Raw genomic sequence first — 17,445 nt, 5'->3', positions numbered from 1 at the left:
GAACGCCGCCGCTCGTCCCTCCAGCGGGATGAACAAGACAATCAGGCGCGCTTCGGTCTTCTGTCTGCTCATGGTGCTCGCCCTGCTGGTGCGGGCGACCTGGGTGCAGGCGTACGAGGCCAAGGCGCTCGCAGACGACGAGCACAACCGGCGGAACACCATCGCGCAGTACGCGCATCCGCTCGGGGACATCATCGTGGCCGGTTCGCCGGTCACCGGATCGAAGGGGACCAGTGGCGGCGACCTCCGGTACAAGAGGACCTACACGCAGGGCGCGCTGTACGCGGCCGTGACGGGCTACAGCTCCCAGGCGTACGGGGCGACCCAGCTCGAAGGCATCCACAGCGGCGTCCTGGACGGCACGGACGACCGGCTGAAGAACCCGGCGGACCTGATCACCGGCAAGCAGGCCGCCCCCGGCAACGTCCTGACCACCATCGACCCGGGCGTCCAGAAGGCGGCGTACGAGGCGCTCGGCGACGACAAGGGCGCGGCGGTGGCCATCGACCCGAAGACCGGCCGCATCCTGGGCATGGTCTCCACCCCCTCGTACGACCCTTCGGCCATCAGCGGCACGGGCGACGGCGACGCCTGGAAGAAGCTGCTGGACGACCGGGACAAGCCGCTGGTCAACCGGGCGCTGCGGCAGCCGCTGGCCCCGGGCTCCACGTTCAAGCTGGTGGTCGCGGCGGCGGCGCTGGAGAACGGGCTGTACGGGTCGGTCGACGAGGCCACCGACAGCCCCGACCCCTACACCCTCCCCGGCACCCGCACCGTCCTGCGCAACGAGAACGCCTCCGCCCCCTGCGAGAACGCCACCCTGCGCACCGCCCTCCAGTACTCCTGCAACAACGTCTTCGCCAAGGCCGCCGCCGACCTCGGCCAGGACGAGGTCAAGGAGATGGCGGACGCGTTCGGGTTCGACACCGAGAAGCTGGACGTGCCGGTTCGGGCGTCGGAGAGCGTCTACCCGACCGGGATGGACAAGGCGCAGACGGCACTGACGGGGATCGGCCAGTTCGAGGTCACCGCGACCCCGCTCCAGATGGCGATGGTCACCTCGGCGCTCGCCAACGGCGGCGAGCTGGCCGCCCCGCACATGGTCTCGTCGGTCACGGACGGGGACGGCTCCCCGCTGGAGACGACCGAGGACGGGAGGACGAAGCGCGTCGTGGAGGAGTCGACCGCCGAGCAGTTGCGCAGCGCGATGGTGACCGTCGTCGAGGAGGGCACCGGGACCAACGCCAGGATCGCCGGGGCCGAGGTCGGCGGGAAGACGGGGACCGCGCAGAACGGCGTGGACAACAGCAACACCCCGTACGCCTGGTTCACCTCGTACGCGAAGGACGACAGCAGCGGCAAGGAGGTCGCCGTCGCGGTGATCGTCGAGGACTCCGGCTCGGCGCGCTCCGAGGTCAGCGGGAACGGCCTGGCGGCGCCGATCGCGCAGAAGACGATGAAGGCGGCGCTGGAGCGGTGAGAGGGGGCGGGGTCCGGTGGTACGACCCCACAACCGGGCTCAAGTTAGGTTACCCTTCCCTTACTTGACGCCGGGCGGCCTGCCGCGCGTCCACGGCCGAGCGTGCGGGAGGCGCAGGGATGGGTCCGACGGAGCACGGTGCCGGATCGGGGCGCGACCCGTCCGTCGCCCCCGCCCACAGCCAGGGCGGGCCGGGGCTCGCGCGCACCCGCGACGGGCGGGAGCTGTACTACCAGCGGCTCGCGGGCCCGGCCGGGGCGGCGACCGCGCCCACCGTGGTCTTCGAGGGCGGGCTCGCCGCCGGGCGCTCCTACTGGGCCCCCGTCCAGGCGGCCCTGGCCGACGTCGCGGCGACCGTGGTGTACGACCGCAGCGGTCTCGGCCGCAGCCCCGCCGCCCCGGCCGGGGCCTCGCGCCGGCTGCACGCCCTCGCCGACGACCTGGGCGACCTGCTGGACCACCTGGGCGCTCAGGGCCCCTACGTCCTGGTCGGCCACAGCTGGGGCGGCCCCCTCGTGCGGCTGGCCGCCGCCGCACGGCCCGCGCGGGTGGCGGGGCTGGTGCTCGTGGACCCCGCCGACGAGGCGTGCGAGCTGCTGTTCCAGCCCTCGACGCGGCGGGCCGAGCGGGTCGGGCAGCTGGCGACGGTCTGCCTGGCGCGGCTGGGGCTGCTGGGCCGCGCCTACCGCTCGCTCACCGCCGCGCTGCCGCCCGACGCCGCCGCCGACATGCGGGCCGAGGGCTACACCGTCGCGATGACCCGCACCCGGGGGCGCGAGCTGGAGGACGCGGCGGGCGATCTGCGGGCACTGCTGGAGAACCCGCCGGGGCTCGCGGGGCTGCCGGTGACGGTGGTGTCGGCGGGGCGCACGTCGGCGGGCATGCCGGAATCCGTACGGGAACGGGCCACGCTCTCCCACGCGTACCGGGCCCGGCAGTCGCCGCACGGACGGCATGTGATCCTCCCGGAGGCGGACCACATGGCGCTGACCACCTCGGCGGCGGAACTCGCGGAGGAGATACGGCGGTTGGTGATGAGCACCGGCGGTTAGCGCACCCCGCCCGCGCTTCCGCACCCTCCACCGCTCACCGCGCCCGTCTCCGCCTCCGCACCTCCTCCCCCACCGCGACCGCTCACCTGCCTGCGACCGCTCACCGCGCCCCGCCCGCGAACGGGATCTCCGGGGAGCCGCCCGCCCCCACCGGTCCCGCCGGGTGCGTCCAGAGGCCCGCCTCGGCCAGCCGGGGCAGGACGCCCTCGCCGAACCAGTACGCCTCCTCCAGGTGCGGGTAGCCGGAGAGCACGAACTCGTCGATGCCCAGCGCGTGGTACTCCCGGATCCGGTCCGCGACCTCCGCGTGGCCGCCGACCAGGGCGGTGCCCGCGCCGCCCCGGACGAGGCCGATGCCGGCCCACAGGTTGGGGTGGATCTCCAGGCCGTCCCGGCCGCCGCCGTGCAGCCCCAGCATCCGCCGCTGGCCCTCGGACTCGCTGCGCCGCAGCCCCTCCTGGACCGAGCGCACGGTGGCCGGGTCGAAGCCGGCGAGCAGCCGGTCCGCCTCCGCCCAGGCCGCCTGCGAGGTGTCCCGGGTGATCACGTGCAGCCGGATGCCGAACCGTACGGTACGGCCCTGTTCGGCGGCCAGGCCCCTGATCCAGGCGATCTTCTCCGCGACCTGGGCGGGCGGTTCGCCCCAGGTGAGGTAGACGTCCGAGTGGCGGGCGGCGACGCGTCCGGCCGCCGGGGAGGAGCCGCCGAAGTAGACCTCCGGCACGGGGTCGGGGAGCTGGGTGAGGCGGGCCTGCTCGACGTGCAGGTGCTCGCCGTCCAGGTCGACGGTCTTGCCGTCCCACAACTGCCGGACGATCTCCAGGAATTCGCCGGTGCGGGCGTAGCGGGCGTCCTTGTCCAGGAAGTCCCCGTAGGCGCGCTGCTCGTGGCTCTCGCCGCCGGTGACGACGTTGAGCAGCAGCCGGCCGCCGGTCTGCCGCTGGTAGGTGGAGGCCATCTGGGCGGCCAGCGTCGGCGAGATGAAGCCGGGGCGGAAGGCCACGAGGAACTTCAGCCGCTCGGTGTGCTGGCTGACCATCGCGGTGGTGAGCCAGGCGTCCTCGCACCAGGCTCCGGTGGGGGTGAGCACCCCGGTGAAGCCGACGTCCTCGGCGGCGCGGGCGATCTGGGCGAGGTAGCGGACCGTGGGCGGGCGGTCGCCGCCCGCCGCCGTGACCGGCGTTCCGTGGCCGCCTCCCACGACGTGGCGGCTGTCGCCGTTGGTGGGCAGGAACCAGTGGAAGGTCAGGGGCATGTTCTTCTCCGAACAGGGGTGAGAGGTCACAGGAGGCCGTGGCGGGGCGGGCGGGCGTCGTTCAGGACGTACCGGCCGATGTGCTGGATCTTCCAGCGCGCGGGGTCGTGCAGGGTGTGGGTGCGGGCGTCGCGCCAGTGGCGGTGCAGGTTCAGGCCGTCGAGGGCGGCGCGCGTCCCGGAGACCTCGAACAGCGCGTCCGCGATCTCCAGCGCCGCGCTCCCGGCGTACGCCTTCGCCGCCGCCACCGCGATCGACGCCTCGGCCGCACTGTCGTCGTCCAGGCCCGCCCGTGCGGTGTCCACGGCCCGCGCGGCGGCGGCCAGCAGGGCGTCGGCGGCGCGGTGGCGGACGGCGAGTTCACCGAAGCGCTGAATGAGGAGGGGGTCGTCGGCGGCGCTCTCGTACCCGCTCTCGAACCAGGGACGGCTTCGGGTCCGCACGAACTCCACCGCCTCGGCCAGTGCTCCGGCCGCGATCCCGGCGTCGATGGCGGTGTGCAGCAACTGGGCTATGGCACCGTGGAGTTGGGGGCCGGTGAAGGTGAGGTGGTGCGGTACGACGTGGGCTTTTCGCACCCGTACGGAGTCGAGGCGGACCGTGCCGCTGGCGGTCGTGCGCTGACCCATGCCGTCCCAGTCGTCGGTGACGGTGAGACCGGGCGCGTCGGCGGGGACGTACGCGACATGGAGCAGGTCGTCCCCGGCGCGGGCGAGGACGGGGATCCAGTCCGCGAACAGGGCTCCGGTGGAGTAGTTCTTCACGCCGGAGAGGAGGTACGAACCGTCTCCGGCCTCCGTCAGCCGGGTGCGGATGTCCTGGAGGTGCTGGGTCCCGGCCTCGGACTGGGCGTTGCCGAAGCGGCGGCCGGCCAGCACCTCCGCGAAGAAGAAGGCCCGCTGTTCGGACGTGCCCTGCTGCCGCAGCACGTTGACGTACGCGAAGTGGCTCTGCGGGATCTGCGCCAGGCTGGCGTCGGCGGAGGCGAGCAGTCGGAAGACCTCCGCGAGGGTGGCCGCCGAGACGTCCGCCCCGCCGTGCTCGGCCGGGACGGTGACGGCGAGCAGGCCGGTGGCGGTGAGCCGGTCGAGTTCGGCGCGGGGCAGCTCGCGCCGGGCGTCCCGCCCGGAGGCTCCCGGGCGGAACTCCCCGGCGAGCTCGGCGGCGGTGCGCAGCGCCTCGGCGTCGTCGCGGATCACCCGCGCGGTGATGGGCGGTGGTCGGGTCGACGCGGTCACGGGTCTGCCTCCGGGGGCGTACGGAAAGGGGTCGGCGGGCGGGCTCACGCAAAGGGGTCAGGGCGTCAGGCGTCAGGCGGCGGGCTTACGAGAAGGCGTCGGCCGGGGGGGCTCACGGAAAGGGGTCAGCGGGCGGTGGCCGGTACCGGGGCGGTCCGGTCCAGGGCGGCGGCGAACTGGGCGACGACCTGGTCGAGCGGGGCGGCGGAGGCCGGCTCCAGGACCACTCCCCCGTCGTCGCCGACCGAGATGTGCCGGTCCAGGACGAACCAGCCCGGCACGATGTGCGCCGCGCCCATCGACGAGAGCACCGGGCGCAGCGCGTAGTCGAGCGCCAGGACGTGGGCGGTGGTGCCGCCGGTGGCGAGCGGGAGGACGGTCTTGCCGGTCAGCGCGTACTGGGGCAGCAGGTCCAGGAGCGTCTTGAGGAGCCCGGAGTAGGCGGCCTTGTAGATGGGCGTGCCGATGACGACGCCGTCCGCGCGGGCGAAGAGTTCGGTGACGCGGACGATCTCGGGGTGCGCGAAGTCCGCGCCGAGCAGGGCCTCGGCGGGCAGCGTACGGACGTCGAGCGGTATCACCTCGTGGCCCTGGGCGATCAGGTCGGCGTCGAGGTGGCGCAGGAGGCGGCCGGTGCGGGACGTGGCGGAGGGGCTGCCGGAGACGGACAGGACGGTGGCCATGGGACCTCTTCTCTGGGGGTGACCCGGTTTCTCCGAGGGTGGCCCGGGCCCGGTGCGGTGGAGGCGCGCACCGGGGCGTGCGCGGGGAGCGCGGACAGGGCGGGCCGTACGCGGACGGGGCACGGCAGGACGACAGGGCGACCGCGGTGATCGAGAAACCCGATCAGGGGCGGCGGAAGCGGGAACGGCGCGCCGCGATCACCGCACGGGGCGGAGGCGTACGCGGGAGCGTGAGAGACGCGCGAAGGGCGCGAAGGAGGAGGTGTCTCCTCAGACTTCGCGACAACAGAAGGCGCTGGAAACGCGGCCGAGGTCGATGTGGCGGCGGCGGGTCAGGCGGCGCACATCCCTCTCCTTTCGCGTCGCGCGGCGGGCGCGCGGTGTTCCGGGGACGCCCTCGGGTCCCAGAGTAGGGCGACGTCGCCCTTCAGGTCGAGAAGGCATCGGCGAGGGAGCGATAGGGTTTCCCTTCCACTGGGCCTGGGTGAGGGAGGGACCGGCGTGCGCATCGAGCAGCTGGAGTACATCGAGGCCGTCACCCGGCTGGGGTCCCTGCGCCGGGCGGCGGAGGAACTGCACCTGTCCCAGCCCGCGTTGAGCGAGACCGTACGCAATCTGGAGCGCGAGCTCGGCGTGACCGTGCTGGACCGCAAACGGTCGGGGGCCACGATCAGCGACGCGGGCCGCGAGCTGCTGCCGCACATCATCGGGGTGCTGGACGCGGTCGACCGGCTCCGCCGGGCCGCCGACGAGCAGCACCGCACCAGCCGTACGGTCCGGCTCGGCACGGTGTTCGCGGCGACGGTCCCCCTGCTCGTACCGGCGATCCGGGAGTTCCACGCGCTGCACTCGGCCACCGAGGTGGAGGTGATCGCGGCGCAGCAGTCCGTGATCCACCGGTCCCTGCTGGAGGGCGGCGTCGACCTCGGCCTGGTGAACTACCTGGAGGGCGACGACCTGGCCCCCGACCTGCACACCACGGAGCTGCTCCGGGGCCGCCCGGTCGTCTGTCTGCGCCCCGGCAGCCCGCTGGCGTCGCTGGCCTCGATCGGGGTGGACGATCTGCTGCGCGAACCGCTGATCGTGATGCGGGCCGGCTATCTGATGCACCGTTTCACCCACCGGCTGCTGAAGGGCCGGGCGCCGTCGTTCTCGTACTCCGCGGACGGCGCGGAGATGGGCAAGCTGATGGTGGCGGAGGGGCTCGGGGTCACCGTGCTCCCGGACTACAGCGTCATCGGGGACCCGCTGGAGCGCACCGGCGCGATCACCTGCCGGCCTCTGGCGGGCGACTCGACCACGGTGCTGCTGGTGGTGCAGCGCAGCCGCTCGGGCTCCGTCACCCGCGCCGCCCGCGACCTGCACCGGATCTTCGTCGAGCGCGCGGAGGCGCATCGTACGGGCGGCTCCTAGCGGCTTCTACGGCATCCGCCCGATGCCTCCGGACCGCCTTACTCCCGAGCATGAGCCGCAGCGGCGCCGCGGGGGTGCGGCGTGAGGCGGAGGGGGCGGCGGCGGTATGGGCGGTTCGGCGGTGGGGCGGGTCCTGCGGGACCGGACGGCCGGGCGGTGTCTGGCGGGGGTGGTCGTCTCCGGGTTCGGTACGTCGGCGATGTGGCTCACCGCCGGCATCTGGGTCAAGTCGCTGACCGGCTCGAACAGTCTGGCGGCGCTGACCGTGTGCGCGATGTGGGCCCCGGTGCTGGCGGGTCCCGCGCTCGGGGCCCTCGCGGACCGGCTGCCCCGCAGGGCCCTGCTGGTCCGGGTCAATCTGGCGCTGGCCTGCCTGCTGGCCTCGCTGGTGCTGGTCGGCCCGGCAGGGAGCGTGTGGCTGCTCTTCGTGGTGCTGGTGCTGTACGGCGCGGGCGGGGTGCTGCTCGACGCGGCGGAGTCGGCCCTCGTGGCACGGGCGGTGGACACCCGGCTGCTGGCGGACTTCAACGGGCTGCGGATGACGGCGAACGAGGGCATGAAGCTGGTCGCCCCGCTGGCGGGCGCGGGCCTGTACACACGGTTCGGCGGCCCGGCGGTGGCCCTGCTGGACGCGGCGACGTGCGCGCTGGCGGCCCTGATCTTCGCCCGGCTGCCGGTACGGGAGCCTGCCCGGCCTCCTGTGGGGGCGCGGCGCGGTGAACTCGCCGCCGGGCTGCGGCGGGTACGCACGTCGGCCGCACTGCGCCCGCTGGTGGCGGCGGGGGCGGCGACGATGCTGGTGGCCGGGGTGAACGGGGCGGTGACGTACGCGTACGTGGACGATGTGCTCGGGCGGACCCCGGCGTACGCGGGGGTGCTGTACGCCGTGCAGGGCGCCGGTTCGGTGGCGGTGGGGCTGCTGGCGGGGCCGCTGCTGCGCCGGCTGCCGGAGCGGGTGTTCGCGGCGGGCGGGATGGCGCTGTTCGGGCTGGCGGTGGGGGCGCGGGCGCTGCCGCAGGACGCGGTGGCCCTGGCGGCGAGCGCGGCGATCGGGTTCGGGCTGCCGTGCGTGCTGGTCGCGACGATGACGGCGGTGCAGCGGGAGACCCCGGACGCGGTGCTGGGCCGGACCTCGGCCACGGTCGGCTCACTGCTGACCGCGCCGAACGCGGTGGCCCTGGCGGTGGGCGCGGGGCTGGTGGCGGTGGTGGACGTACGGGTGCTGTCGGCGGTCTGCAGGGTGGCGGGGGTGTGCGCGGCGGGGGCGCTGGCCCGCCGGGCGCGCCCGGGGCGCGGGAGGAGCCGCGCGCCGGGCTGAGGGAAAACCGGGCGACGTCGGGGCCGGGGGGCGGGCAGGATACGGCCATGCCCAGACCTTCCGGATTCCAGTACGAGCAGCACGGCGACCGAAGCGTCACCATCACCCACCACGACCGCCCCGCGGGCACCCTGCGCGGCGGACGGGCGGAGAAGTTCCTGGCCGAGGTGACCTCGGGGGACGCCCAGTTGGTGATGGCGCGGTGGACCGGCGCGTACAAGCACGGAAACGAACGCGCCGCCCGCGACCACCCGCGCAACCGCCGGTGACGGACCGGGACCAGCCCGCGCAACCGCCGGGCGAGAGGCCGGGACCGCCTCGCGCAGCCGCCGGGCCGAGGGTCCGGGACCACGCCCGCGGCAACCGGTGAGAGAACCCCGAAGGTAAGGGAACGGCAAAGCGGGGTCGTTCGTTACCCCCTGCATGACCGCAATGACCCCCGGCTCGAACATCCCACTCTCCGCCGCCCGTGTGGCGGTGGACGTCGCCGCTCCGGTGCGGCTCGACGTCTCGGGCCTGCTGCTCACCGCCGACGGCAAGGTGCGCTCCGACGACGACTTCATCTTCTACAACCAGCCCTCGGGCCCCGGCGTGACCTACCGCGCCGGCGGGGGCTCCGCGCCCGACGCCATCGTGGTGGACACCGCCGCCGTGCCGCCGGGCATCGAGAAGATCGTCGTCACCGCGAGCCCGGACGCCGAAGGACAGACCTTCCAGGGCGTCGAGCCCACCGCCACCGTGCGCAACGCCGACGACGGCTCCGCGCTCGCCACCTTCACCCCGCCCCAGCTGGGCGGCGAGACGGCGCTCGTGGTCATCGAGGTCTACCGGCGCAACGGCGCCTGGAAGGCCCGCGCGGTCGGCCAGGGCTATGCGAACGGGCTGGCCGGCATCGCCACGGACTTCGGCGTGTCGGTCGAGGAGCCCGCCGCCCCGCCGGTCCCGGCGGCAGCCGCCCCGGTGGCTCCGGCGGCCGCTCCGGTCGACCCGCGGATCGCGCCGCCCGCGCCCGCCGCTCCCCCGGCGACGCCCGCCGCCCCGCCCGCCGCGTCCGGGAAGATCAACCTGGACAAGGGCCGGGTCAGCCTCCAGAAGAACCAGACCGTCTCCCTGGTCAAGGGCGGCGCACCGCTGCTCTCGCAGGTCAAGATGGGCCTCGGCTGGGAGCCCGCGTTCCGGGGCAAGGACATCGACCTGGACGCCTCCGTCATCGCCTACGGCCCCAACCGCAACCACCTGGACAGCTGCTACTTCGGCAAGCTCTCCATCCTGAACGGGGCGATCAAGCACTCCGGCGACAACCTCACGGGCGAGGGCGCGGGCGACGACGAGGTGATCGTCGTGGACCTGGGCCGGATCCCCGCCGAGGCGACGGGCCTGGTCTTCACGGTGAACTCGTTCACCGGCCAGAAGTTCAACGAGGTCGCCAAGGCGTACTGCCGGCTGATCGACGCGCGCACCGGGGAGGAGCTGGTCCGCTTCGACCTGACCGGCGCGGAGCCGCAGACCGGCGTGATGATGGCCAAGCTCATCAAGCAGTTCACCGGTGAGTGGGAGATGACGGCCATGGGCGAGTTCGTGAAGTCACGCACCGTGCGCGGCATGGTGAAGCCCGCCGCCAAGTCCCTGTAGCGGCGGAGGGCCGAGGGCCACGACGGCATCCGATGGGCACAACGGAATCCGGGGCGCCTGAATCACTTCAGGCGCCCCGGATCCGGAGAAGACGGACGCTGACGCTGCTGCTCGTGCTCGACTCGCGTCTCAGAGCTTGGTCAGCTTGGAGTACGGGCTCAGGATCCTCCCCTGTCGCCCCGAGAAGTCGATGAGGACTGCGTCGTTGTCGCCCTCGACAGCAAGGATTCTGCCGAGCCCGAACTGGTCGTGCGACACCCTGTCGCCCACATCGAAGCATTCGACCGGTGGGGCCTCCTGGGCCGGGCGGTTGAAGGGACTGGAAGGCAGGTGACGCCGGGATCCGGCTGACTGTTTCATTAAGTCGAGTATGCGCCCTGTGAAGGCCCGACGCCATGCCCGTTTCCTGCCCGGGCCCCAGAAGTGCCGGATTCGTGACCCTCGCTCACCAGGGCCAGTCAGCGCTTGCTCCCGCCTCCAGCAGGGGAACCATGCGGAACGCGGCGTCGGAAAGCCCCCCGAACGTGTGGCGGTTCCCACTGCCGGACGGGGCGTGGCCGAGGCGGTATCCGGCCAGGTTCCAGGTGTAGACGGGCACCGTGTCCGGGACGCCCCAGGTGACGTCGCCACGGTAGGTGAACGCCGCCTGCTCGTCGGTGACGATGATCATCCGGTCGTGGCCGCGGTAGTGGCGCTCCACCGCCCGCACGGTATTCGTGCCGCCCAGACCGCCGAAGCGCTCCAGGACCCTGAGCACCGACTCGCCCTTGCGGTACGCCACCGGCGCGCTGGTCGTGCCGAACTCCACCAGGTCCGCGTCCTCGGCGCGCAGCGCGAGGGCCGCGCCGAAGACGGCGGCGGCGTCCGCCCGGTTCAGCTGCGAGCGCTCGGAGAGCGGCGACCACATGGAGCCGGAGCGGTCGACCAGGACCAGGGTGCGGCCGGGCAGGGCGGGGACCTGGCGCAGGGAGTGCCCGAGGGCCTGCTCCAGCGGGTACGCCCAGCGCAGCGAGGGCGCGTGCCGGTGGGCGGCGAGGTAGCGGAAGGGGAACTGCCGGGACGCGGCAACGGCCTCCGGGTCGCAGATCCGGGCCGCCGCTTCCGCCGCGACCTCGTCGCCGACCCCGGCCTCGTCGAAGTTCCGGAGGTTGCGTACGAGCGCCATCGTGCCCATCGAGGGGATGACCGCCTCCCACGCCTCCGCGTCCATCGGCCCCTGGAGCCAGCCCGCCAGCGACTCCCAGGTCATACCGGCCTCCGCCAGCCGCTCGGCCCCGCCGGGCCCGGTGACGACCGCGCGACGCTCGGTGACCGGCAGCTCCATGAGCGCCCGGTGGGCGGTCAGGGTGCGGTCGCCGGCGGGCGGCACGGCGGTCTTCGGCCGGTGCCTGCGGTCCAGGGCGTACCGGAAGAGCTCGCCCTGCCAGGGGTTGGCGGGGTCGGGCGCCGCGTGCACCAGGTTGAGGACGTCGCCGAAGCGGAACCCCTTGGACGCGGTGTCGTACTTCAGCAGCGCCCGGCCGGTGTAGAGACGGCGTACGGCGTCGGCGAGGCCCCGCTTGAGGGGCTTGGGCAGGGCGCGGCCGTAGCGGGAGGTCCAGTAGCCGAGGAGTTCGCCCGGCTCGTCGGCGCGCAGCAGTACGGAGTCGATGACCTGCCGGTTCGTCGGGCCCTCGGTGCAGCCCGCGTCCAGCCGCGCCTTCACGTACTCCGCGCCGCCGACCAGCGAGGCGGTCCTCAGCTGCCCGTCGCGGCGCAGCCAGTGGAGCAGCCCCGCGGTCCAGGCGGGGTCCTCGACGGCGAGCCGGCGCACGAGCGCGGCGAACCGGTTGTCGCGCTCCTCGCCGTCCTCGTAGAAGGTGTCCTGCGTGACGAAGTTGGCGACGGCGAGCAGGAAGAGCTCGGAGCGGGCGTCGCGGACGCGTCCGGCGCCGCCCCGGTGGTTGGCCGCCAGCGCGCCGGGGACCGTGGCGACGGGCGAGCCGGGCCCCGGCGCGGCGGACGCGGGCGGCGCGGCGATGACCGGCGGCGGGGCGGAACGGGACGACCGGGTGATGCGGTAGTTGAAGCGAGCCATGCGAAATTCCCCCGAATTCCTGGGGGAGGGCGCGGCGGCGGAACGGGGTGCCCGAGATCGGGAGTCGACGACGGAGAACAGTCTGATGCTCTATCCAATTGAGTTACCGGCCGGAGCCGGACGGGGCTCGAACCCGCAACCACCAGATCCAGGAAGTATCCGTCGTCCGCGCACCGGGCACCCCGGCGCTCGCGCCTCCCGAGATCAAAAGCTGCTGCGGCATATTTCGGGGAAAGAAGTAGCCGCCGCATGCGCACCGGGAGGTGCATGCCCATGACCTTAGGGAACAGCTTTCCGATGTGCGAAAGTTTTTCTGGGCGCAACCGCACCGGGTCGTACGGGCGTCGCACAGAATGGCCCGGATGATCGCCCGCCGGACGGCACGGGCGGCCACCCGCGCGATCGCATACCGGCCCGGACCGGTCGGGGCAGGGGGCGGGAGGGGACGGACGGGATCACAGGGGGGACGGGAATGGACGGCGGGGAGCGGGTCGCGGAGTTCCGCCTCGTGGCGCTGCTCGGCGAGGGCGGCATGGGCCGGGTCCACCTGGCCCGGACGGCCTCGGGCCGGCTGGCAGCGGTGAAGACCGTCCATGAACACCTGGCCGCCGAACCACAGTTCCGGGAGCGGTTCCGGCGCGAGACGCTCGCCGCGCGGGCCGTCGCCGGGCCGTTCACCGCCGCGGTGCTGGACGCGGACCCCGATGCCGTACGGCCGTGGCTGGCGACCGAGTTCTGCGCCGGGCCCACCCTCGCGGAGGCCGCCGACGCGCTCGGCCCGCTCGGGGCGGGACCGCCGGCCGCGCTGGGGGCGGCGCTCGCGGAGGCGCTGGCGAGCATCCACCGGGCCGGGCTGGTCCACCGCGATCTGAAGCCGTCGAACGTGGTGCTCACCCGGGGCGGCCCGAAGGTCCTGGACTTCGGCATCGCCCGGCGGGCCGCCGACGAGACCCTGACGGCCACCGGGGAGGTGATCGGTTCGCCCGGGTTCATCGCCCCGGAACTGCTGACGGCGGACGTCGAACCCTCCCCCGCCGCCGACGTGTTCGCCCTCGCGGCACTGCTGGCCCGGCTGACGACGGGCCGGGCCCCGTTCGGTTCGGGGCCCGCGCACCAGGTGCTGTACCGGACGGTGCGGGGAGAGGCCGACCTGGACGGCGCGCCGACGCCCCAGTGGCGTGCGTTCCTCGCCTCCTGCCTGGCGGCCGACCCGGCGGCGCGGCCCACGGTGGCCGAGGTGCTGCGCTGGTGTTCGGAGCGGTTCCCGGCGGAGGGGGCGTGGTGGGAGCGGGAGCCGGCGGCCGGTCTCATCCGGCGACACGAGGAGCGGGTGGCGGCGCTGGTGGAGGCGATGCCCACTACCGGCCTCCCGCGCCCGGCAACGCCCACCGCCGGCCCCTCGCGTCCCGCACCGCCCACCACCGAGGCCCCGCGCACCGCCGAAGCCGCGCGCCCCGCGACACCCACCGCCGAAGCCACCCGCCCCGCCGAGGCCCCGCCCACCGCCGAAGCCACCCCCCAGACCGCCACCCGCACCGCCACCGCACCCCAGGCCCCCCTCCCGTACGACGGTCTCCCCCGCCGGGGCCCGGCCAGGCGGCGGCTGCTCGCGTTCGGCGGGGCCGTGCTCGTGGCCGGGGCGGGGGTCGCCGGGGCGACCCTGCTCGGCCTCACCGAGAAGGACGACCCGACCGGGCCCGCGGCCGCTCCACCGCCGAAGACCCGCCGGCCCCGGGGCCGCCTGCTGTGGACCCGGGCCACGGGCGAGCCCGGCCACACCGCCGCGGTGCTGCGCCACGCGAGCGCGCTCCTCGTCGCCGACGCGGCGGCGGTGACCGCGCTCGACGCGGCGACGGGCGCGGTGCGCTGGCGGTATCCGGCGCGGCAGGTCACCGCCGTCGAGCCCCGGGGCGATCTGGTGTTCGTCCTGCGCTCCGGGCTCCTCTTCACGCCGGAGCTCATCGCGCTCGACTCCCGTACGGGCAACCGGCGCTGGAAGGCCGTACCGGTCCGGCCGATCCGCGCCGCCGGGTCCACCGCTCCGGACGGCCAGTCGGGGTACCTCGCGGTCGACGGGGCGCTGGCCGTTCTGGTCTCGTACGCCTCCGACGCCTCGCAGTGGGCGAAGCGCTCCCTGGGTGACCGCCCCTGGCGGGCGTACGGCTTCGACTCCCGTACGGGAAAGGCCCTCTGGTTCCACGAGGGGACGCGGGCGGCGGTGACCGGCGTCCACGCGGCGGGCGGGCGGCTGGCCGTCGCGCTCGCCCCGCCGACGCGCTCCGGCGCACCCGCCGAGAAGCCCCTCTTCGTGCTGCGGACCTCCGGCGCGGGGCCGGAGCCGGAGCCGGAGATACCCGGCGGCGGCCCGTACCCGCAGGCCCACCCCGGCTCCAGAGGCACCCGGTACTACGCGACGGGCGGCAGGATCGTCGCGCTCGACCTGGCGACCCGGCGCAGCGCTTGGCGCCGGACGCTCGACGGCGCCCCCGCGGTGACGCCCACGGCGGCCGGGGGCCTGGTCCACGCCGCGACGCCGGGCCGGGTCGAAGCGCTGGACGCGCGGAGCGGCCGGACCCGCTGGAGCCGCACGGACGTCGGGCGGCTGTCCGGCGGCGACGGGGACGGGCCTTCGCCGGTGGCCGCCGGCGTCCTGTACGCGACCGGGCCGGAGCCCGGCCCGGGGGCGAAGGCCGGCGAAGGAGCGGTCTGGGGCGTGCACGCCCTGGACGCCGTCCGGGGCCGCCCGCTGTGGTCCGCACCCGTCGAGGCGACGGGCCCGATCAGCGCCGCCGCGGGCGACGGCCTCCTCCATGTCTACGCCGGCGGAACCGTGCAGACCTTCACCGGCCCGGATGCCTCATGACCGGCCCCCTGCTCCCCGGCGACCCCGAACGGCTGGGTTCCGTAAGGCTGTTGGGGCGGCTCGGGGCGGGCGGCATGGGCACGGTCTATCTGGGCCGGACGCCCGGCGGGCTGACCGTCGCGGTCAAGACGGTCCATGAGCACCTGGCCGCCGACCCGCACTTCCGTGAGCGCTTCCGCCGTGAGGCCGCCGCCGCCCGCGCGGTGACCGGGGCGCACACGGCGGCGGTGCTGGACGCCGACCCGGAGTCGGCCCGGCCGTGGCTGGCCACCGCCTATCTGCCGGGCGTGACGCTGCGGCACGCGGTGGCGGCGACCGGGCCGCTGGAGCCGTCCGCCGTACGGTCCCTGGGCGCGGCGCTCGCCGAGGCGCTGGCGGACATCCACGGCGCGGGGCTCGTCCACCGCGACCTCAAGCCGTCCAACGTGCTGATCACCGCGGACGGGCCGCGGGTCATCGACTTCGGGATCGCCCGCGCGATCAGCGACCACGGGCTGACCGGGGCGGGCGACGTGATCGGCACGCCCGGGTTCATCGCGCCGGAACAGATCACCGGGGCCATCGTCACCGGGGGCCCGGAGTCTCCGGACGCCCCGGCGCCGGTCACCGGGGCCGCCGACGTGTTCGCGCTGGGCGCGGTGCTGGTGTTCGCGGCGACCGGGCAAAGCCCCTTCGGCTCGGCGACGGCGGCGGTGCTGCTCTACCGGGCCGTCCACGAGGACCCGGACCTCACCGGCGTACCGGAAGAAGCCCGTGAGATCGCCGCCGCCTGCCTGGCGAAGGATCCCGGGCGGCGGCCCGCGGTGGACGCGGTGCTGGAGGCCACGGCGGATCCGGGCGCGCCGCTGTGGTGGCGCACGGAACCGCTGCGCTCGCTGGTGCTGGGCGAGGCGGCGGACGCGGCGGACGGCGGGGAGGCCGACCGGGACGCTCCGGACGCGGCGGACGGCCGGGAGGCCGACCGGAACGTTCCGGGCGCGGCGGAGGGCAGGGACGCCATGGCCGCGACCGTACGGAGGACCGCGCCCCGAACCCGTACGCTGCCGTCCCCTCCCCCGCCACCCCCGCCGCCCTCCGCGCGGCGGCGTGCGGACCTCACCCGGCGCGGGCTGCTGCTGGCCGGGGGCGGCGGGCTCGCGTCACTCGTCGGGTACGCGTTCCACCGCAGCGGCAAGGACGACGGCGGAAAGGGGAACGACGAAGCGCCGGACCCGCTGACCGTGCGAGGGGGCAGCACCCGGCAGGGGGCCGTGCGCTGGACCCTGACGCCCGCCGACACCGGTTCCACCGTCGACGCGCTGCGGCTGACCAGGAGCGCCCTGCTGGTGCACGGGGTCGGCGCGGTCGACGTCTCGCGCATCGGCGGCAGTCGCGGGTACGTGAGCGCGCGCGGCCTCCGCGACGCCGGGCGGCGGTGGACGACCGGCGCGGCCGAGACCGTACCCACGCGGTGGGGGGTGTCCGGTTCGGTGCTGGCGGCGGGGGATCTGGGGCTGGACGCGGTCGACCTGGCGACGGGCGAACCGCACGGCACCCCGGAGAAGCCGGGCGTACCGCTCTGGTTCTCCGTCGCGGACGGGGTGCTGATCTCCGGTTACGAGGCGGACTCCGGCCCGCCGGTCCTGCGAGCCGTCGACCTGGCCACCGGGGCCGAGCGCTGGACCGAGGACGTCTCGGGCGCCCGGCCGCCCGCCGTGCTGGGCCGGGCGGTGCTGCTCGCCGACGAGGACGGCTCGTCCATCCGGTGCGTCGACGCGGTCAGCGGCCGGATCCGTTGGACGTACGAGGGCTTCGAGGGGCCGGTGGCGGCGCTCGCCGGAGTCCCGGGGGCGGACTGCTTCGCGCTGTTCTCCACCCAGGGCGCACTGCACTTCGTCCGGGCCCCGGACGGCGGCCGCCTCGCCGCCGCGACGCTCAAGGGCGGGGCGAGCGCGGGTTCCAGCGCGCTGGCCGCCGTCGGGTCCACGGTGCTGCTGGCCACCGGAGGCCGGGTGCACGCCTATGCCCCGGCCACCGGCGCGCTGCTCTGGTCGGCCGGGACGGTGGGCCTGGACACCAGCTGGCCCGCCGTCACGGGCGGCGGCCGGGCCCCGGTGACGGCGGGCGGCGCACTGCTGCACTGGGCGCGGGCCGGGGAACTGCGGGCCCTGGACCTCGGCAGCGGCGAGGAGCGCTGGGCGGCCCGGCTGGACGGGGTCGCCCAGGTGCCGCCGGTCGCGGCCGGGCGGACGGTGTACGCGGCGACCGGCGAGACCTGCCGCGCCCTGGACCTGAACCGGGGCACGGGACAGGGCAGTTGGGCGGTGGCGGACATCCGCGACCTGGCGGCGGACGCCTCCGGCTGGTACGCCCGCATCGGCACGGCGACGGTACGGGCGTACAACCACCCCGCCGCCGCGCCCTGAGGGGAGCCGCCGGGCCTGGGGCCTCAGCC

At 74.9% G+C, this 17,445-nt stretch carries 14 protein-coding genes; 8 read left to right on the top strand and 6 right to left on the bottom strand.

Annotated elements, in window-relative coordinates:
* Positions 1 to 28: 28 nt before the first annotated feature.
* Together ACLJPL_RS31335 and ACLJPL_RS31330 are read left to right on the top strand one after the other, a co-directional pair.
* Positions 29 to 1,480 (top strand): peptidoglycan D,D-transpeptidase FtsI family protein, encoded by a 1,452-nt coding sequence (locus ACLJPL_RS31335; RefSeq protein ID WP_411084336.1) that lies wholly within the window; start codon positions 29 to 31, stop codon positions 1,478 to 1,480.
* A 119-nt stretch (positions 1,481 to 1,599) separates the two neighbouring features.
* Positions 1,600 to 2,532, top strand: a complete 933-nt coding sequence (locus tag ACLJPL_RS31330; RefSeq protein WP_411084335.1) for an alpha/beta fold hydrolase — start codon at positions 1,600 to 1,602, stop codon at positions 2,530 to 2,532.
* A gap of 100 nt (positions 2,533 to 2,632) precedes the next feature.
* Here ACLJPL_RS31330 and ACLJPL_RS31325 read toward each other — a convergent pair whose 3' ends face one another.
* The 4 genes from ACLJPL_RS31325 to ACLJPL_RS31310 all read right to left on the bottom strand — a co-directional run bounded on the left by ACLJPL_RS31325 (position 2,633) and on the right by ACLJPL_RS31310 (position 6,152).
* On the bottom strand, positions 2,633 to 3,787 hold the full coding sequence (locus ACLJPL_RS31325) for an LLM class flavin-dependent oxidoreductase (protein WP_411084334.1): 1,155 nt from the start codon (positions 3,785 to 3,787) through the stop codon (positions 2,633 to 2,635).
* Between the two features lie 26 nt (positions 3,788 to 3,813).
* On the bottom strand, positions 3,814 to 4,986 hold the full coding sequence (locus ACLJPL_RS31320; RefSeq protein WP_411084409.1) for an SfnB family sulfur acquisition oxidoreductase: 1,173 nt from the start codon (positions 4,984 to 4,986) through the stop codon (positions 3,814 to 3,816).
* Between the two features lie 164 nt (positions 4,987 to 5,150).
* Complete coding sequence (ssuE, locus tag ACLJPL_RS31315; protein ID WP_411084333.1) at positions 5,151 to 5,708, bottom strand: NADPH-dependent FMN reductase; 558 nt, start codon at positions 5,706 to 5,708, stop codon at positions 5,151 to 5,153.
* Between the two features lie 270 nt (positions 5,709 to 5,978).
* Positions 5,979 to 6,152: a putative leader peptide gene (locus ACLJPL_RS31310; protein WP_411084332.1), complete on the bottom strand. Its 174-nt coding sequence runs from the start codon at positions 6,150 to 6,152 to the stop codon at positions 5,979 to 5,981.
* 57 nt (positions 6,153 to 6,209) lie between these two features.
* On the opposite strand from ACLJPL_RS31310, the gene ACLJPL_RS31305 reads away from it, so the two are divergent.
* The 4 genes from ACLJPL_RS31305 to ACLJPL_RS31290 all read left to right on the top strand — a co-directional run bounded on the left by ACLJPL_RS31305 (position 6,210) and on the right by ACLJPL_RS31290 (position 10,071).
* Positions 6,210 to 7,121, top strand: coding sequence for a LysR family transcriptional regulator (locus tag ACLJPL_RS31305; protein ID WP_411084331.1), 912 nt, complete (start codon positions 6,210 to 6,212; stop codon positions 7,119 to 7,121).
* A 106-nt stretch (positions 7,122 to 7,227) separates the two neighbouring features.
* Complete coding sequence (locus ACLJPL_RS31300; protein WP_411084330.1) at positions 7,228 to 8,439, top strand: MFS transporter; 1,212 nt, start codon at positions 7,228 to 7,230, stop codon at positions 8,437 to 8,439.
* Between the two features lie 47 nt (positions 8,440 to 8,486).
* A complete protein-coding gene (locus ACLJPL_RS31295; protein WP_411084329.1) occupies positions 8,487 to 8,708 on the top strand; it encodes a hypothetical protein in 222 nt (73 codons plus the stop codon).
* 154 nt (positions 8,709 to 8,862) lie between these two features.
* Positions 8,863 to 10,071 carry a TerD family protein gene (locus ACLJPL_RS31290; protein ID WP_411084328.1) on the top strand — a complete coding sequence of 403 codons (1,209 nt, stop codon included), beginning with the start codon at positions 8,863 to 8,865 and terminating at the stop codon, positions 10,069 to 10,071.
* Between the two features lie 129 nt (positions 10,072 to 10,200).
* On the opposite strand, the gene ACLJPL_RS31285 is transcribed toward ACLJPL_RS31290, so the two are convergent.
* Both ACLJPL_RS31285 and ACLJPL_RS31280 read right to left on the bottom strand, forming a co-directional pair.
* A complete protein-coding gene (locus tag ACLJPL_RS31285; RefSeq protein ID WP_003969918.1) occupies positions 10,201 to 10,431 on the bottom strand; it encodes a hypothetical protein in 231 nt (76 codons plus the stop codon).
* Between the two features lie 85 nt (positions 10,432 to 10,516).
* A complete protein-coding gene (locus ACLJPL_RS31280; RefSeq protein WP_411084327.1) occupies positions 10,517 to 12,148 on the bottom strand; it encodes a TROVE domain-containing protein in 1,632 nt (543 codons plus the stop codon).
* A gap of 472 nt (positions 12,149 to 12,620) precedes the next feature.
* Here ACLJPL_RS31280 and ACLJPL_RS31275 point away from each other — a divergent pair, with 472 nt between their 5' ends.
* Complete coding sequence (locus ACLJPL_RS31275) at positions 12,621 to 15,011, top strand: protein kinase domain-containing protein (protein ID WP_411084326.1); 2,391 nt, start codon at positions 12,621 to 12,623, stop codon at positions 15,009 to 15,011.
* Positions 15,008 to 17,416: a protein kinase domain-containing protein gene (locus ACLJPL_RS31270; protein ID WP_411084325.1), complete on the top strand. Its 2,409-nt coding sequence runs from the start codon at positions 15,008 to 15,010 to the stop codon at positions 17,414 to 17,416. The genes ACLJPL_RS31275 and ACLJPL_RS31270 overlap by 4 nt, the downstream gene beginning before the upstream one ends.
* Positions 17,417 to 17,445 lie beyond the last annotated feature (29 nt).

Source organism: Streptomyces sp. cmx-18-6, from assembly GCF_046548915.1.
Classification (GTDB): domain Bacteria; phylum Actinomycetota; class Actinomycetes; order Streptomycetales; family Streptomycetaceae; genus Streptomyces.
Note: the sequence above shows the minus strand (reverse complement) of the source record. Positions and strands in the feature narration are given on the sequence as shown.

Coding starts and splice junctions, on each gene's coding strand:
- ACLJPL_RS31335 (WP_411084336.1), top strand. CDS start 29: ATGAACAAGACAATCAGGCGCGCTTCGGTCTTCTGTCTGCTCATGGTG.
- ACLJPL_RS31330 (WP_411084335.1), top strand. CDS start 1,600: ATGGGTCCGACGGAGCACGGTGCCGGATCGGGGCGCGACCCGTCCGTC.
- ACLJPL_RS31325 (WP_411084334.1), bottom strand. CDS start 3,787: ATGCCCCTGACCTTCCACTGGTTCCTGCCCACCAACGGCGACAGCCGC.
- ssuE (WP_411084333.1), bottom strand. CDS start 5,708: ATGGCCACCGTCCTGTCCGTCTCCGGCAGCCCCTCCGCCACGTCCCGC.
- ACLJPL_RS31310 (WP_411084332.1), bottom strand. CDS start 6,152: ATGCCTTCTCGACCTGAAGGGCGACGTCGCCCTACTCTGGGACCCGAG.
- ACLJPL_RS31300 (WP_411084330.1), top strand. CDS start 7,228: ATGGGCGGTTCGGCGGTGGGGCGGGTCCTGCGGGACCGGACGGCCGGG.
- ACLJPL_RS31295 (WP_411084329.1), top strand. CDS start 8,487: ATGCCCAGACCTTCCGGATTCCAGTACGAGCAGCACGGCGACCGAAGC.
- ACLJPL_RS31290 (WP_411084328.1), top strand. CDS start 8,863: ATGACCGCAATGACCCCCGGCTCGAACATCCCACTCTCCGCCGCCCGT.
- ACLJPL_RS31285 (WP_003969918.1), bottom strand. CDS start 10,431: ATGAAACAGTCAGCCGGATCCCGGCGTCACCTGCCTTCCAGTCCCTTC.
- ACLJPL_RS31280 (WP_411084327.1), bottom strand. CDS start 12,148: ATGGCTCGCTTCAACTACCGCATCACCCGGTCGTCCCGTTCCGCCCCG.
- ACLJPL_RS31275 (WP_411084326.1), top strand. CDS start 12,621: ATGGACGGCGGGGAGCGGGTCGCGGAGTTCCGCCTCGTGGCGCTGCTC.
- ACLJPL_RS31270 (WP_411084325.1), top strand. CDS start 15,008: ATGACCGGCCCCCTGCTCCCCGGCGACCCCGAACGGCTGGGTTCCGTA.